Below are 16,735 nucleotides of genomic sequence, written 5' to 3'. Positions count from 1 at the left end.
CCCGTGAAACTGGTCGATGCCTTCATTCCCGTGCTGGCCGTGGTGCGCCAGTTCGCCCTGGCCCCGGACCAGGACGCCCCGGCGATGGCCGCGCGGCTGCAGCCGCTGCTGGCGCAGGCGCAGCACGACGCGCTGGCCATCGGCACGCCCGAGGAAGACGTGCGCCAGGCGCTGTTCGCGGTCGCGGCCTGGGTCGACGAGACGCTGTCCACCTGCGACTGGCCGCAGGCTGCGGGCTGGCAGCGCCACCTGCTGCAGCGGCAGTTCTTCAACCTGTCGAATGCGGGCGTGGCCTTTTTCGAGAGGCTCGCGCGGCTGGGCGACGCGCAGCCCGATGTGCAGGAGGTCTACGTGCTGTGCCTCTCGATGGGCTTCACGGGCCGCTACGGCCACGGCGCGCACGACGGTCAGGGCGACGCGGTGCGCGCGCTGGCCGACATCCGCCTTCGTGCGATGCGCCACGTGCTCGCCCAGGCGAGTGCCAGGGGATTGCCCGCTGCCGAGGCGGCCGCGCTGGTGTTCCCGGGCGTCGAGCTGAAGGCGGCCGAGGGCATGGGCACTGCGCCCGGCCGGCGCTTCGCGCTCTCGCGCCTGAGCGTTCTGGTGCTCACGGTGCCGGTGCTGGTGCTGTGCGGCCTCTACCTGCTTTTCTTCCTGGTGCTGCGCCATGAGGTCCACGCCATCCTGCCGCTGATCCGATGAAACTCCTGCGCAACCTGATCGTCTGGGCCTGCGTGCTGGTGCTGCTCGCGCTGGTCGGCTGGGGCGTTTCACTCTGCCTGGGCTGGCCGTGGTGGAGTGCCGTGGCCATCGTCTGCGGGGCGGTGGGCCTTTACCTGCTCTACCGCTTCATTCGCCGCCTGCTGGTGGTCGCGCGCTCGCGCAGCGCCATCGCGCGGCCCGACGCGGACCAGCGCCTGCGCACCGAGGCGATGTCGCCGCAGGCGGTGCTCAGGCGACGCTGGAAGATGGCCGTCGACACGCTGCGCCGCTCGGGCCTGCGGCGCCACGGCAACCCGCTGGACGTGCTGCCCTGGTACATGCTGGTGGGCCGCTCGGGCGCCGGCAAGACCACGGCGCTCACGCGCTCGCGGCTGAGCCTGCCGCTGCAGCAGGTCGACCGCAACGCGCCGATCGTGCAGACCGCCAACTGCGACTGGTGGTTCTTCGACGATGCCGTGCTGATCGACTGCGCCGGCCGTTATGTCGAAGCCGAAGGCTCGCGCGAGGACCGCGAGGAATGGAGCGTGGTGCTCGACCAGCTCGCGCGCTACCGGCCGCACGAGGGCATCAACGGCCTGGTGCTCACGATCGACGTGCGGCGCTTGCAGAACCCCGACCGCGACGGCCTGGCCGAGGAGGGCAGGGTGCTGCGCGAGCGCATCGAGCAGCTGATCAGGCTGTTCGACCGGCGCTTTCCGATCTACCTGCTCGTGACGCAGTGCGACCACCTCTACGGCTGGGAAGACTGGTCGGCCCGGCTGGAGCCCGGCGCGCTGGACCACGCCATGGGCTACCTGGCGACCAGCAGCGAAGAGCACTTCGTCGACCGCGCGTTCGCCCGCATCGGCGAGCGCCTGGGCCTGCTGCGCCTGCAGCTGGCCGCGCGCGCGCCCGGCGCCACGCCCGCGCTGCTGATGTTCCCGAGCGAGCTCGCGCAGGTGAAGGCCGGCTTGCGCCTGTTCCTGGACGCCTGCTTCAGCGACCACCCCTACCTGGAGAGTCCCTTCCTGCGCGGCCTGTTCTTCAGCAGCGGCGCGCAGGAGGGCGGGGCGGTCTCGACCCTGCTGCCCCAGTTGCTGGCGCCCGTGCCTTCGCACCGCACGACCCACACGGGCCTGTTCCTGCACGACTTCTTCGGCCGCATCCTGCCGCGCGACCGCCACGCCGGCCTGCCGGCCGCGCTGGTCAACCACTGGCGGCGCGCCACGCGCCACCTCGGGCTGCTTGCATGGCTGGCCCTGTGCCTGGCGGCCATGCTGCTGATGACGGCGGCCTTCCAGCACAACCGCACGACCGTGGCGCTGGTGCGCGAGACCTATCCGCTGGACGCGCGCTTCGTCGGCAAGCTCGACGACGATGCGCGCACGCTCGAACGCATCGGCGATGCGCTGGCCGTGGTCGACAAGCGCAACGACCGCTGGATCGGCCAATGGATGGTGGCGACCAGCGAGGTGGGCCAGCTGGAGCAAGAGCTGCAGCGCAGCTTCGTGTCGAACTTTCGCAGCTACATCGAGCGGGGCAACTACGCGACCTTCCAGGAGGTCGGCCCGGACAGCCTGGTGCCGGCCCAGCAGTTGCGCGCGGGTCGCGCGTACAACCTGGTGCGCCGCATCCATCACATCCAGCGGCGCATCGCGGGCGATTCGCGCAGCGAGCTCGACGGACTGCCGGGCTTGCTGCCGGTCGATCCTGCCAGTCGAGTGGACACGCAGACGGTCCACCGCCTGGAGCGGCTGGGGCTCTCCTACATCGCCTGGCACCCCGACGAGGACGGCTTTCTGGATGCGCGGCTCGCCTCTTCGCAGACGCAGCTGGACCACGAGGCCTACGCCGGTGCGCCGCCCCTGGCGTGGCTGCTGGACCTGCCCGCCGATGCCTTGCTGGGCGCCGACGTGACGCTGGCCTCGTTCTGGCAGCCGCTGGCCGGCGCAGCCGGCGCGGTGAATGCGAAAGCGCTCGCACCCGAGCTGGCCGCCTCGCGCGTGCCCGTGGCCTTCACGCGCGAGGGCCAGCGCGCCATCGGCCGCTTTCTCGACGACATGGCGACGGCGGTCAGGGACCGCCCGAAGTTCGAGCGCGAGCGCCTGCAGTTCGAGGGCTGGTACAGGTTGCAGCGTGCCAATGCCTGGTACCAGTTCGCGACCGGTTTCCCGGCCGGCGAACAGCTGATCGCCGGCGAAGCCACATGGCACGGCGCGCTGGCGCGCGTGGCCAACGGACAGGATCCGTACACGCTGCTGATCGAGCGGCTGCGCCGGGAATTCGCCGGCCTGAAGGACGACGAGCTGCCGCGCTGGCTGCTGCTGGCGCGCACGCTGGCGCGGCTTCAGGCCGAGACCCGGACCGGCGCGATGCTGGCGGGCAACGCGACCGTGTCGCTGTTGAGATCCCTCAACGCGGTCGGCGGGCGAGCGCTGCAGGCGAGCACGTCCAGCCTGCCGCTCGGGCGCGAGACGGTGCGGCGCGACCTCGCCCTGCGCAAGCAGCTGAGGACGTACGACGCCGGCCTGGATGCGGTCATGCGCGACGCGCTCGACGGCGAAGGCAAGGCCATGGCGCTGGCGACCGAGTTCCATGCCTTCGGCACCGACCCGGCCGTGCCCGCGTCGCGCCTGCGTGCCGTGGCCGACGCCATGCGCGAGCTGCGGCGGGACTCGGGGTTCGATGGCGGCGAGAGCGCCGTGGTGTGGAAGCTGGCCAGCGGGCCGCTGCACCTCCTGTTGCGCTACGTCGAGCAACAGGCTTCGTGCGTGCTCCAGAAGGACTGGGAGACCAGCGTCATGTGGCCGCTGCAGAGCGCCACCTCGATGACGCAGATCATGGACCAGCTGTTCGGCACGCAGGGCACCGTCTGGGCCTTTGCCGACGGGCCCGCGAAGCCTTTCCTGCGGCGCGACGCCACGCGCTTCAGCACGGTCGAGACGCTGGGCTACAGCCTGCCCATGACGCCGGCCTTCCTGCCGGTGCTCAACGGTGCGGTGAACAAGCGCGTCGAGCAGCTCGTCGGCCAGCAGCAGCTCGAACTGGCACAGCGCAAGCGCCAGGCCGATGCCGAGAAGCAGCAGCTCGAGTCCGGCCAGGCGCTGCAGGCCATCGAGTCGCGCCTGGCCGAAGCCCGGCAGCAGGCCGAGGCCCTGCGCGTGGCGCCGCTGCCGTTGACCCTCACCGCGCAGCCCACCGGCGTGAACCCCGAGGCCACGGTCAAGCCCTACCTGACGACGCTCACGCTGCGTTGCGCAGCGGGCGCCAAGGTGATCAACAACTACAACTTCCCGGTGACCGAGCAACTCGAATGGAGCGCTGCGAAGTGCGGCGAAGCCACGCTGGAGATACGCGTCGGCGAACTCACGCTGACGCGGCGTTATGCGGGCGCCACCGGGGTGGCCGACTTCGTCGGCGAGTTTCGCGACGGCACGCACGATTTCGGCGTGCTCGACTTTCCGCAGAGCCGCGCGCGGCTGGAGGCCATGAAGGTCAGCAAGATCAGCGTGCGCTACGACCTGCAAGGCCAGGATGCCTTGTTGAAGGCGCAGGCGCAGATCACCCGGCTCGCACGCGACCAGGTGGAGATCGCGGCCGAGAAGCAGCGCCTGGCGGCGCAGCAGCTCGGGCAGGCGCAGGCGATGGTCGACCTGCGCGCGCCGGGCGCCTCCGGCGAGCCGCTGATGCAGGTGTCGGTGCCGCCGCGTGTCGGCGCCTGCTGGAGCGTGGAAAGCCGCAGCAAGTCGCCCCAGACCCTGCAGGCGATGTTCGACGCGCTGATCGGCCCGGCGGCCGCGCGGTAACTCAACAACGCAGCAACGCAACAAAGACACAGCGCGCAATGGACTCCCACGACATGCCAAACACGCCTGCTACGCCTGTAATTTGGCCGTCCATCGCAACGCCAAGAGAATCGCGCGCTGGAGTCCGGGGGTTCCCGGGTGGATCTGGAAATTCGATGGTTGCAACTTCTTCCGCGCGTTCTGGCGGACGGCGTCTTTTTTCTGCCGACGGCCTGAGCGCTGCCAGGCATCGCAGCGAAGTCACGACCGGCATTTTCGGGTCGATGCACCTGGAACTCGCCTCGGACGATCCCCTGCTCGGCCGGGGCGTCCTGTGCGAGGACACCAAGGGCATGGTCGGCCACTGCGAGGTGCCGGCATCGGAGATGCGCTCGACCTGGCCGGGCGCCAGCGCGCCGCGCGAGGCCGACGTCTGCCTGTGGCTGATCGAGCGCGGCACGCTCGCCGTCGAGCAGAACAACGGCATCCAGACGCGCTTCGGACCTGGCAGCGCCTTGCTGTGCGATGTGGCGCAGACGTTGCGCGGGCGCTGGGAGCGCGCGCGTTTCAGCTTCGTGCGCCCCACCAGGCAACGCCTGGTGCAACTGCTCGGCCATGTGCCGGCGGCCAGGGCGCGCTCGATAGAGGCCATCGACCATCTGGCGCTCGCGCCCTTCCTGGCATCGCAATTGGGCACGCTGGCCAACCACGGCGTCGCGCTGGGCTCCGACGAACTGGAGGCGGTGCTCGCAGGCATCTTCCAGACCGCCGAGGCCCTGCTCGGTTCGGTGTACATGTCGGGGTCCGAGCAGGGCGTCGATCGGCTGCAGCTGGTCCACCGGCACATCCAGAGCAACCTGCATCGGCATGACCTCAGCGTGGTCGACATCGCGAGGGACACCGGCCTGTCGCGCGCGCAGCTCTACCGTTTGTTTTCATCGCAAGACATGAGCGTGCATGCCACGTTGCGCGAGATGCGCCTGCTCAAGAGCCTCGGCTACCTGAACCAGCCCCAAAGCGGACAGCTGAGCATCGGCGCCATTGCCTATGCCTGCGGCTTCTCCGACCAGACGGTGTTCAGCAAGCTCTTTCGCCGGCGCTTCGGCATGCCCGCGCGCGAGGCGCGCCAGCGAATGGCACTCGAACAGCCGATCGACGTGACGCGCGCGCCGAGGGGCATGGCCATTTCGCAAACGGGCGCCTGACACGGCGCCCCGCAGATCCACACACTCAGGAGCAATCACCATGCGTTTCAATCCTTCACGCCGTCACCTGGTCCGCTGGACCGGTGCAGCGGCCCTGGTTCCATGGCTCGCCTCGTGCGGTGGCGGTGGCGGCTCCGGGAATGCGGAGGGCATCGTGATTCCGCCGGCCACCCCGGAAACACCTTCTCGCGACGCCGCCTATGTGAAGGCCGTCGAGGCCCTCATGTCGACCTATCGCCCGCCGGGCGTTCTGGCAGGCGTGCGCGTGGCCGGCGCAGCGCCCTGGACGCGTGCGTTCGGGCAGGCCGACGTGGCCAAGGCCACGCCGCTGTCGCTGGACAGCACGTTTCCCCTGCGCAGCATCACCAAGTCGTTCACCGTGACGGTCTTCCTTCAATTGGTGAAACTGGGACAGCTCGGGCTCGACGACAAGGTCGCGCGCTACATCCCAGGCGTGCCCAATGGCAACCTGATCAGCCTGGCCGATCTCGCGGGCAACCAGAGCGGGTTGGCCGACTATTCGATGCAACCGAGTTTCATCGAAGCCTTCGTCGAGGATTTTCTGCGCGTGTGGACGCCACAGGAGCTGGTGGCCATCTCGTTCGCCGTGCCGCCTTCGTTTCTTCCGGGCGAGCAATACGAATACAGCAACACCAACACCGTGCTGCTGGGCCTGGTGATCGAAGTTGTCACGGGCCTGCCGCTGGCCGACGTGCTGGCTGCGCAGATCTTCCGGCCGCTCAGGTTGACCGGCACCAGCTATCCGTCGACGGCCGCACTCCCGCCGCCGGCGCCCACGGGCTACGCGGTCGACGTCGCCACGGGTGCCGTCGACGACCAGCCGTTGGTCAGCCCGACGTGTCTGGCCGGCTCCGGCGCCATGGCCTCGACGCTGGCCGACCTGCTTGCATGGGGCGATGCATTGGGTCGCGGCACACTCATCGGTGCCCAGCTGCAGGGCGTGCGCAAATCGCGCGCGCGGGACGTTACCAACGGCCCGGAGTACGACCGCTACGGCCTAGGCATCGGACAGATCGGCAACTGGTGGGGTCACACCGGCAGCGGCGTCGGATTCCAGGTCGCGACCATGTTTCTCGAAGCGCGCAGCGCGACGGTGTCGGTCATGGTGAACGCTTCGCCCACTGGCGGCCGCCAACACCTCAACCTGGCGCAGGAACTGTTCGAGAAACTGGCTGCGGTGGTCGAGGCGGCCTGAGCCGACTTGGTGGCCGTTGCCGGCAACGGTACCCCCGGGGCCGCACGGGACGGGCGCCAGGGAGCCCTGAAAGGTTCAGGAAGCGGAGGTACCGACGCGGCGGAAGATCAAGCCGTTGCTGCCGATCTGCTCCACGCCATCGACGGTCCGGAACACCAGCTCGGTGAGGTCGCGTCCGTCGTTGACCGAAACCTTCACCGTCATGCCGGCGCGCGCATCGTCCAGGGGACGCACCAGTTCGCTGTTGGCCCACATCAGGTAGCCAGGCAGTTCGGCCAGCACGCCCAATGCAGCGCGCAATGGGCCATTGCGCATGGCCGCCGAGTCCGGCGACTCGTTGGCCAGCTCCCACGTGGTGCCCACGCGCGCCTGCCATAGCGCCGGGAGGGGGGTCTCTAGCGGCGACAGCTGCTGCCCCAGGGGCGCCGTCGCCCAGTAGTGGCCGCTGGCCCCGGGTCGGCGTTGAACGAGATAGCGCATCCCCCGCAGGACGACGAACTGGAACGAGAAGCCGTCGCCCGTCTCGCTCCACCACCTGCCGTCGCTGCGCAACGCAAGACGTTCGTACATCGACGCCCAGCCTTCCGCCTTCCAGCGTCGCAGGTTCAGGCGGCCGGCGACGAAGGCGGCCTGGATCGGTCCGAGATAGTTGCCGTAGATGCCCGCGACGGTCGTATCGGGCTCCGGCGCAGCTGCGAGTGCCGGGGGCGCATGGCTGACGGGCCTCGGCAGCGCGGGGACGGCCCGGCGGTCCTGCAGTGCGTGGAGCAGAATGTTCTCAGCCAGCGCAGTGGCGCCGTAGCCCAGGCTGTTGCCGGTCAGCATCAGCACCATGTCGGTCTCCGGCAGCACGAAGAATTCGCTGCTGAAGAAGGCAGTGCCGCCGTTTTTCTGCCAGGCGGTCTGGCCGGCGGCCAGCATGCCCGACTGGCGCACGTTGTCCCAGCCCAGCCCGATCTGGACCTCGGGGCTCGGGTTGATGAGCAGCGCTGTCGTTTGATTGCGGCCCATCTCGGCCACGCCGGCGGCCGATACGATGCGCCGGCCCTCGAACACGCCCGCGCCGAGGAACATGCGGCCGAGGCGCAGCATGTCGCCCGGCGTGCTGGCGAGGCCCCCCGTGGCGTAGGCCGAGACGAATTCCTGCTTCCATTGCTTGCCGTCGTAGGGGTGGGCGAAGCTGCCCTCGGCAAAGGGCGCCAGCGTGAAGCCCGACTGGGTCATGCCCAGGGGCTCCAGGATGTTCGTGCGCACGAACTCTGTGTAGCGCGTGCCGGTGAGCGCCAGCACCACGCGCTCGATCATCGTGAAGCCATCGTTGCAATACACCGCGAGCTCGCCGGGCTCGTGCTTGAGGTGCGTGTCGGCCAGCGCGGCCTCGGCGTTGGCCGCGTAGTCGGTATGCGGTGCGAAGGCGAAGACATTGCGGGTGTGCGTGCCGGGGAAACCCGAGGCATGGCTGAGCAAATGCCGCACCGTGATGCGCCGGTAGCCGTCGGACAGCATGCGGAATTCCGGCAGGTACCGGACCACCGGCGTGTCCAGGCTGAGCAGGCCGCGGTCCTGCAGGATCATTACCGAGAGCGCTGCCAGCACCTTGCTGACCGAACCGATGTTGAAGCGCGTCTGCGTGCCGGCCGCGCTGCGGGCCTCGCGGTCCGCCCAGCCGAAGGCTTCCTGCCATACCACCTCGCCGCCGCTCCAGAGCGCGACCGATATCGCCGAGGTTTTGCTCTCGGCCATGGCGGCCTTGATGGCTTCGCGGCCCCAGTCCACGACCGGTGCGCCGCTGCCTGCGGCCGCGCCCGACGACAGCTGCATGGCGGTGGCGTTGTCGCTTCCGCCGCAGCCGACCAGGATCGGCGCCAACAGGGTCAGTCCTGCGCGTTGCAGGTAGCGGCGGCGGTTCAAGCCTTCGAGAGAGTTGCTGGTCATGGCGCGATAGGTAGAGTGAAGGGTGTCTGTCGCAGGATCAAGGCGTGCGTGAGGGCGCAAGGTCCTGCGCGATGCGGCGAAACAGCTGCTCCGACGTGTTGCCTTCCGGGGAGGCGGGACCCAACGTGGTCGTGACGGCGATGGCGATTTTTTTCGAGGGCAGGTAGGCCATCAGGCCCGAATAGCCGAAGAAGCTCGGGTTCTGCATGACCCAGCCGTTCGAGACGAGGATCCCCAGCCCGTAGTAACGCTCGGTGGACATTTGCGGAAAGGACGCGGTGCGCGGCTCAAGGAACTGTGCGAAGGCCTCGGGCGAGACCAGGCGGCCGGTTGCGATGGCTGCCGCCGAATGCATCACGTCGGGAACGGTGCTCGTCATGATGGCGCCCTCGGCGATGGTCCACGAAGGGTTCCAGTCGGTGCTGTCCTCGTAGCGGCCGCGGTCGGAAGAGAAAGCGTGCAGCACTGGCGGTGGAATGAACGGCGTGGAGTCGCTGCGCGTCTCGCGCATGCCCAGCGGCTCCAGCACGCCGGTGCGGATCAGCTCGGCGACTGGCCGGCCGCTGGCCATCGCCATGACGCGGCCCAGGATGACGAAATTGGTGTGGGCATACGAGAAGCACGTCCCCGGCTTGCATTTCATCGGCTGCGCGAGAGCCGCCTTGATCAGCTCGTCCTGCCTCCATTGCCGGTGCACGTCCTTGTAGAGCGGAAGGACGTTCAGGTCCACGTAGTCCGCATAACCAGAGGTGGAGTCGGCCAGCATCGCGAGCGTGATGTCGGCTGCATGAGGAAAGTCGGGCAGCCATTTCGAGAGCTTGTCATCGATGCTGAGCACACGCTGGTCCTGCAGCTGCAACAGCGCGGTCGTCAGGTAGGCGATGGCGATCGAGCCGCTGCGCCAGTGCATGTCCACGGTGGCAGCCTGTCCTGGGGCAGACTCGCCCCAGGCTTCGGTCAGCAATGGCGTGTCATCGACGCTCACGCTCACGATGGCCGAGCGCAGGTCGAGCTCGGTCATCGTCTTGCGCACCACACGCCGCACCCTTTCGGCCGCCTTCGCCGAATCGGTGCAGGTCGCTTCGAGCACCACCTGGCCGATTGCGCAGTTCTCGTCATCGTCGCCGCCGCCGCAGGCTGAAAGGAGCGCGAGCACGCCGCCGGCACAAACAACTGCAAGGCGATGGCGCAGACCCGGCACCTTGCTCGCGAACGTGCGTGACATCGGTGCAAGCGCCTGCCCGGCGCACTGGCTCTGCGTTGAAGTTTCGCTTGTCATCGAGTCGGTGTTGGGTTGGTGATCGACTCGTTCGCACAAGCTCTGGCTTCACTGCTGCTGCACATCGCTTCGTCGAGGTGGCCCGATTCTCGCGATCCGGCTCGCTCGCTGGTGCTTAAGTTTCATGTGTAATGCGAGCCCGCTGCCTCGTTCATTGCAGGGCGCTTAAGCTCGATCCATTCAAAAAGAAGAGTTGTTGCAGCCGTCCCCGGATGGTCTGGAACACGCACAAGAACCATGACTGCAACGCGCGACTTCGCCGGTCTTCAGGGCGCCTCGCGACAGCGGATTTCGCGCCGCCATTGCCTCCGCCTGGCCACCGCAGGACTGGTGGGCCCGCTGCTGCAGGCCTGCGGGGGAAGCGACTCGGGAGGGGGTGGTATGGCCCCGGTATCTTCCGAGGCGTCAGGTTCCGAAACGGTGCGCTGGTGTCGCGAGGCCATAAAGGCGGCCCTGAGCCGAAGCGACAGCAGAACGACGGCCATCTCCGTGGCCCTGCTGGCCGCCGACGGTGTGGTCTGGCGCGAGGCATTCGGCCATGCCGATCGCGAGCGCGAGCTTCTGGCCACGCCCGAGATGCGCGTCAACATCGGCTCAGTCTCCAAGATGTTCGCGACGCTGGCCGTGATGATCCTTCGCGACCGGGGCAAGCTGGGGCTGGAGCAGCCGGTCGTCGAACTGCTGTCTTCTTTCAGCATGCTCTCACCGGGCTTTACTCGCATCACGGTGCGCCACCTGCTGTCGCACGCATCGGGGATGCCGGGCACCAACTACCGAAACGCTTTCGCTTTCATACGCATCCCCGACTACGCGCAGGACACGATGTACGCGCTGTCGCAGTCGCACCTGAAGCACGAGCCCGGCGAACTCGCGGTGTACTGCAACGATGGCTTCACCCTGCTCGAACCGCTGGTGCGCGAACTCACCGGCAAGGACTTCACCGACTTCGTTCAGCAGGAGATCTTCGATCCGCTGGGTATGGGCCTGACCGGATATCCGGTTGCGCACTTGCCCAATTTGCCCGAAGGTACCTTTGTGCATCCCTACTACGAGGGCAAGCGCCAGTCGCAGGAGATGATGCCCGGCTATGCCACTGGAGGCGCATTTTCCACCCCCGGTGACATGATGAAGTTCGCACGGCTGTTCCTCGACCAGGGCACATTTCAGGGGCGGCGCATCGTCTCGGCCGAAGCAATCCGGCAGATGGGCATGGACCAGGGTCCTCATGTCCGCATCGCTAATCCCGCCGCTCCGTCCACGACCTGGGGGCTCGGATGGGACGACGTGCGGCAGCAGGGCGCGGCGGCAGCGGACTTGCAGGCCTGGCAGAAGGGCGGGGACACCTATTTCTTTTCGTCCCGGTTTTTTATTCTGCCGGAGCCGCGCTTGGCCATGATGATCAGCGGCAACGGTTTCGACTACGGCGCGCTCGCGCTGGCAGAGGGTGCGCTGATGCGCGCGGCACAGGAACGCGGGGCGATCAAGTCGCTGCCTCCCGCCATCGCCTCGACCGTGCCGCCGCTGGCGTCTTCATCGGCGGACATTTCGAAGCTCGCAGGCATCTATGCCAGTGAATCCGGGCCGCTGCGAATCGTGGCCGAGAGCGATGGCTCGCTGGCGCTGAGTCTCTGGTCCACGGCTGGCCGCTGGGAAAGCGTGCAGGGGATCGAAAAACTGCGTGAACGAAGCGACGGCGCCTGGTGGTCCGACAAAAATTCAGCCGCCTGCATTCGCTTCCAGACGGTGGGCGGGCATTCTTATTTGGTCTCGCGCGTGCTCTCGGGCAACGGGCTGTACTGGAACGGCGCGGTGCTGGGCGAGCGGCTGCCGCCGCTGGATGCGCCATTGCCGGACGCCTGGCGCGCACGCCTGGGCAGCCGCTGGGTCTGCACCAACGAGTCCCCGGAGTCGATGGCCAAACTGCTCGGGCCGACGATCGGCCATATCGACGAACTGAAGGAACTGTCGGGCTATATCTTGTGGAACAACAGGCAATTGCTGCGAGTGGTCGACGACCTCACGGCGGGGATGACGATCAAGGTTCCTGGCTTTGCTGGTCGCGACCTCGTCGAACTGCGCATGGTCACCGTGTCGGACCCGACGAATTCCCGGCGATCGTCAGAGGAACTGCACGAAGGCAGCTTTGTATTCCAGCGTCGACCTCAGAGGCCGGAAGGAATGCCTCCATCGTGACGGACACGCACAGTTCACGCCCGACCATCACCCATGCGTACCGATGCGCTTTGCTGCAACGACGATGGACATGGTGCCGCAGGATCCGGCCTCTGAATGAGGGCGCCAGCTGCAAGAGGCCATCTTTCCTCCGATGCCCGCTGTTGCGAATATTGCGTTTGATGCGTTTATTTCGCTTGAGGCGCCGGCGTAGCGCCAGCTATGAAAGGACCCAGCATGACCCAGATACTCGACCCAGCCAGCGAAATGGAAGCGGAAATGGCCGGCGCAGCGACGGCGTGCTTGGTTGCAGCCCTGGACCACTCCAAGACAAAAAGCCGTCAAAGTGACCATCGAAATGGAGGGGGATAGCAGGGGTGAAGCCCCCGTGCTGCTGCTGCCTCCGCGTGCCTTGCGCTTCTTTGCCGACGTGCTGCGCCAGATGGCTAAACGTGAGCCGATGATGCTTGTCCCGCAGAAGCTGGAGCTCACGACGCAGCAAGCTGCGGCGCTTCTGAATGTGTCGCGCCCCTTCGTGATCAAGGAGATCGAGGCTGGCCGGCTGCAGTGCCGGCTGATCAACCGGCACCGCCGCATTGAGTTCGAAGAACTCATGCGCTACAACGACGAGCAGAAGCAGCGGTCGGCCGGCGCTCTCAAACAATTGAACGACCTCTCCCAGGAGAGGGGCGAGGAGCTGTGAGTGGCGGGAAGCGCCCGGTACACAGCGGTGCTCGATGGCAACGTCCTGTATCCGGCGTTGCTGCGCGACGTGCTTCTCAGCCTGGCCGACGCGGACCTCTATAGCGCGAAGTGGTCCGTCCACATCCGTGATGAGTGGATGCGCAGCTTGCTGCGGGACCGACCTGAAATGGGAGTCCAAAACTACCGACCTGATCGAGGGCCTGAAGCTACCGGACCCCGATCCAAGCCTTCCCAGTGTCGCGCACGCGCAGGAAAAGGTTGTCGCCATCGTTGAGGAAGAACTTCTTCGGCCCAGGCTTGGCCGCCTTGATTTGCGTCTCGCTCAATAGTCCCATCTCGAACCCCGTACCCCCGAAGGGCGAGTCGCTGCGAGAAGGACGGCAGACCGTCAAGCTCGGGCTGGGGCCGTACCCTGCGGTGACACCGGCGCAGGCGCGCGAAAAGGCCTATGAAGCCAGCAGCCTGCGCGCTGGCGGGCAGGACCTCAGGGAGGCTCGTCGGCAACGAGAAGAGCAGGAGCGCGTCGCTGCGCTCAATACCTTCGAGCTGTTGGCGCGCGCTTGGGTCGCCAATGCCAGGAAAGACCGGCAATGGTCGACCGGCTACGCCGGCAAGGTCATCCGTCACTTGGAGACCACGCCTTTCCCTGGGTCGGTGAGCGGCCCATCGAGAAGATCGCGCCGACCGAGATCGTGCGATCCTTGCACTGGATCAGGGACCTTGGCAACCTGGGGACGCGCCCAGCGCGTGCACGAGGCGGTGCAGCACGTGCATCAGCACGCGGTTGCCTTTACGGTGCCAAGGCCGTCACGGCGGAAGCGGGACATTCGCTGATCTTCGATGCGACGGCCTTGCATGGCATCAAGGCCATTCACGCCCGCCCAGTCTCGTACCTTTCGGCGGTGTTCACGCGGCCGGAGGACATCGATCTCTTCGCCCTCGACACCAGGGGCCGCGTGGCGACCGTCGCAAGGCCGAGGGGGTGATGTCCGTGCTGTGGACGCTGGAAGGGCGTGGTGCCCAGCTGCCCGGGATCCGAGCCGCAGAGAAAGCGGGAACCTGGAGCGGGGACCTTCGTTGGCGTTGCGAAGGGTGGGGGAGGGCTTGCCTGTGAGCCCTGAGGCTACCCCCTCGTTCTCGCGTTCAAGGCCCTGCGCGCGCTGCGCGTGCTCGGCGCGTGCCGCGCGCCTGCGGCGGCCTGGAGCGCTGCGCTGCGACGGGGTGGCGGGGTCTCGCAGGCAATCCCGCCTGTGTCACCCACAGGAGTTCGTCATGAACGCTCTCACTTCTTCCGTCGTTGCGTCTTCACCTGATGCTTTCGCTGATTCGTCGCTGTCCACCTGGAGCGTGCGCGAGCGCAGCGTGCTCGCGGCGCTGCGGCCGTTTCTCGGCGCCGATGCCGAGGTGCTGTACGAGGCGCAGGACCGTTCGCTGCACAAGCTGGTGTGCTTCGCGCGCGACTCGTCGCTGCCGGGCTGCGCGCAGTTGCTGTGCGGGCTGCGCCTGGCGCGGGAGCTGCTGGCCGAGGAGCTGCGCCCGGGCGAGGCGTTCCGCTCGATGTACGCGGTGTCGGACTATCTCAAGCTGCACTTCGCGGGCCAGGCGCACGAGAGCTTCGCGGTCCTGTTCCTCGATGCGCACCACACGCTGCTGGCCTTCGAGGATCTGTTCCGGGGCACGCTCACGCAGGCGGGCGTCTATCCGCGCGAGGTGCTCAAGCGCGCGCTGCAGCACAACGCCGCGGCCGTGATCCTGGCGCACAACCATCCGTCGGGCGGGGTCGAGCCGTCGGCGGCAGACCAGCTGCTGACGAATGCGCTGAAGGAAGCGCTGGCGTACATCGACGTGCGGGTGCTGGACCACTTCGTGGTCGCCGGCAACCGGGCGGTGTCGATGGCCGAACGCGGCCTCGTTTAGCGAGGCCACGGGGCGCTTCGGCGCCCCTTTTTCATCGGGCTGCGGGGCTCGCTGCTTGCGGCCCCATCTACGCCGCCCGCGCCTTCGACGTGCTGCGGCATCTGGCATGCGCGTTCCGCGGGCGATGTGGCGTGAGCCGCTGCGCGGCTGGCGCTTGGACACACAAAGGACGCAGAACTTGGCGTGCGCGGCGTGGCCGCGCAGGATGCGAACGGCGGCGCCATCGGGTGACGCGCCCCGGTCGTGGAAGGTCGGGACATGGCCGCGTGGCGGCGCGGTCCTGCCTCGTGGTGGCCGGTCGCCTGCTGCCGGTCCGCCTCTGATCGACGCATGGCGCGGGTCGCTCCCCGCTCCAGGGTGAAGGCTTCGCCCCCGTCCTCGCCCGGTCCTCCGGTGCTCGGCTGCGGCCTGCGGGCGGGCCCTGGACCTGCTCGCTGGCCCCTTGCCCGGTCTGCGTCGAGGCGGCTCCGACGGCAGGTTTTCTTCCACCACCACCGCGGCGTGACGCCGCAGAAAGGCTTCGCCATGACCTCCGGTTTTCCTTCCCGTTCCTCGCGTCGCGTTGCGCGCGACGATCTCGCGTTGCCTTCGGCGCAGTCCTCGGGCGCTGCGCGGCCCGGGACTGCCACGGGCGTTCCCCCCGTACCCCCCGAGGACCCTCCCACCGCAGAGTGTCTGGATGCAAGGACTGCCTCGCGGCCGAGCGGCCGCGTCGACGTGCGCCAGGCCGTGACAGACCGGATCATCGCGATGCTCGAACAGGGCGGCCACGTGTTCCGCGCGCGCTGGGTCGCGGCGGCGTCGCGCGGGTTCCCGCGCAACCTGCAGACGGGGCGGCCGTACCGGGGCGCCAATGTGCTGCTGCTGTGGGACGAGGCCCTCACGCAGGGCTATGCGACCCATCTCTGGATGACCTACCGGCAGGCCATGGCGCTCGGCGGTCAGGTGCGCCGGGGTGAGCACGGCGTGATGTGCGCGCACTTCGAGCGTGTGGACCGCGCTCGGGCCGAAGGGGCCGCAGGCGATGGCATTGGCGTTGGCGGGGGCGACGGCAAGGGGGACGCTGCCGGTGGTCTCGGTGCGGCGCATTCGGGCTTCATGCGTTGCCGGCCGTTCTGGCTGTTCAACCTGGCGCAGGTCGACGGGCTGCCCGAGGGGACGGGCGCGGTGGTCTCGGAGGCCTTGGAGTCCTCGGAGGCGGCCATCGAGGCGTCGCCGGCCGATGCGCAGGGCGGCGGGGGCGAGGGCCGCACTGCGGTGGAGAACGCGCTGCGCCTGGTGGCCGGCTGCGATGCCGTGGTGCGCCATGGCTTCGAGCGCGCGATGTACGTGCCGGCGCTCGACGAGATCCGGTTGCCCCTGCCCGAGCGCTTCGTGAACGCAGAGAACTACTGCACCACGCTGCTTCACGAGCTCGTGCACTGGAGCGGCCATCCGTCGCGGCTGCACCGCGCGTTCGGCGCGCGCTTCGGGGATGCGGCCTATGCGTTCGAGGAGCTCGTGGCCGAACTCGGCGCGGCCTTCCTCATGGGGCATTGCGGGCTCGTGGACGCGACGATCGAGGGCCATGCGGGCTATCTCGAGGCCTGGCTCGCGGTGCTGCGAAATGACCGCACCGCCATCTTCACAGCGGCGCGCCACGCGAGCGAGGCTTTCGACTGGATCGTGGCGCGGACGTTGCCGGAGATCGGGGAGCTGTGCTGATTCGCGAGCGGGTCGATCCGCTGGCCTGGCTGTCGGCTGCCCAGAGGTGTGGGTGGCTGGGAACCGAAGCGGAGAGGAGGAAGCGGGGCGAGGAGGGCGAGGGGGAGGGTGGTCT

The 16,735-nt window shown here is 68.0% G+C and carries 11 protein-coding genes and 1 pseudogene; 10 read left to right on the top strand and 2 right to left on the bottom strand.

All coding sequences use genetic code 11. The features are described 5' to 3' along the window. Positions 1-3 precede the first annotated feature (3 nt). The 4 genes from AC0IYU_RS25230 (at position 4) to AC0IYU_RS25215 (ending at position 6,908) form a co-directional block, all read left to right on the top strand. Complete coding sequence (locus AC0IYU_RS25230; protein ID WP_472122502.1) at positions 4-702, top strand: DotU family type IV/VI secretion system protein; 699 nt, start codon at positions 4-6, stop codon at positions 700-702. Further along, positions 699-4,508 carry a type VI secretion protein IcmF/TssM N-terminal domain-containing protein gene (locus AC0IYU_RS25225; protein WP_472122499.1) on the top strand — a complete coding sequence of 1,270 codons (3,810 nt, stop codon included), beginning with the start codon at positions 699-701 and terminating at the stop codon, positions 4,506-4,508. Before AC0IYU_RS25230 ends, AC0IYU_RS25225 begins: the two co-directional genes overlap by 4 nt. Before the next feature lie 263 nt (positions 4,509-4,771). Further along, a complete protein-coding gene (locus AC0IYU_RS25220) occupies positions 4,772-5,692 on the top strand; it encodes an AraC family transcriptional regulator (RefSeq protein ID WP_472122495.1) in 921 nt (306 codons plus the stop codon). 40 nt (positions 5,693-5,732) lie between these two features. Next, entirely contained in the window at positions 5,733-6,908 is a 1,176-nt protein-coding gene (locus AC0IYU_RS25215) for a serine hydrolase domain-containing protein (RefSeq protein WP_472122492.1), read from the top strand. A 75-nt stretch (positions 6,909-6,983) separates the two neighbouring features. On the opposite strand, the gene AC0IYU_RS25210 is transcribed toward AC0IYU_RS25215, so the two are convergent. Further along, entirely contained in the window at positions 6,984-8,843 is a 1,860-nt protein-coding gene (locus AC0IYU_RS25210) for a serine hydrolase domain-containing protein (RefSeq protein WP_472122489.1), read from the bottom strand. 37 nt (positions 8,844-8,880) lie between these two features. Then, positions 8,881-10,068, bottom strand: a complete 1,188-nt coding sequence (locus tag AC0IYU_RS25205; RefSeq protein ID WP_472122486.1) for a serine hydrolase domain-containing protein — start codon at positions 10,066-10,068, stop codon at positions 8,881-8,883. 291 nt (positions 10,069-10,359) lie between these two features. Here AC0IYU_RS25205 and AC0IYU_RS25200 point away from each other — a divergent pair, with 291 nt between their 5' ends. The 6 genes and pseudogenes from AC0IYU_RS25200 (at position 10,360) to AC0IYU_RS25175 (ending at position 16,620) form a co-directional block, all read left to right on the top strand. After that, complete coding sequence (locus AC0IYU_RS25200) at positions 10,360-12,315, top strand: serine hydrolase domain-containing protein (protein WP_472122483.1); 1,956 nt, start codon at positions 10,360-10,362, stop codon at positions 12,313-12,315. 325 nt (positions 12,316-12,640) lie between these two features. Beyond that, a complete protein-coding gene (locus AC0IYU_RS25195; protein WP_472122480.1) occupies positions 12,641-12,997 on the top strand; it encodes a helix-turn-helix domain-containing protein in 357 nt (118 codons plus the stop codon). A 236-nt stretch (positions 12,998-13,233) separates the two neighbouring features. Further along, positions 13,234-13,833, top strand: coding sequence for an integrase arm-type DNA-binding domain-containing protein (locus AC0IYU_RS25190; protein WP_472122477.1), 600 nt, complete (start codon positions 13,234-13,236; stop codon positions 13,831-13,833). Continuing rightward, positions 13,791-13,919 (top strand): annotated as a pseudogene (locus AC0IYU_RS25185) (XRE family transcriptional regulator); the annotation flags it as partial. The gene AC0IYU_RS25190 and the pseudogene AC0IYU_RS25185, both read left to right, overlap by 43 nt. Positions 13,920-14,271: 352 nt before the next feature. Further along, entirely contained in the window at positions 14,272-14,916 is a 645-nt protein-coding gene (locus tag AC0IYU_RS25180; RefSeq protein WP_472122475.1) for a JAB domain-containing protein, read from the top strand. Between the two features lie 501 nt (positions 14,917-15,417). After that, positions 15,418-16,620, top strand: a complete 1,203-nt coding sequence (locus AC0IYU_RS25175) for an ArdC family protein (RefSeq protein WP_472122472.1) — start codon at positions 15,418-15,420, stop codon at positions 16,618-16,620. Positions 16,621-16,735 lie beyond the last annotated feature (115 nt).

This window comes from Variovorax sp. AC103 (genome assembly GCF_979254005.1).
This window is presented reverse-complemented; position numbering and strand designations above follow the sequence as displayed.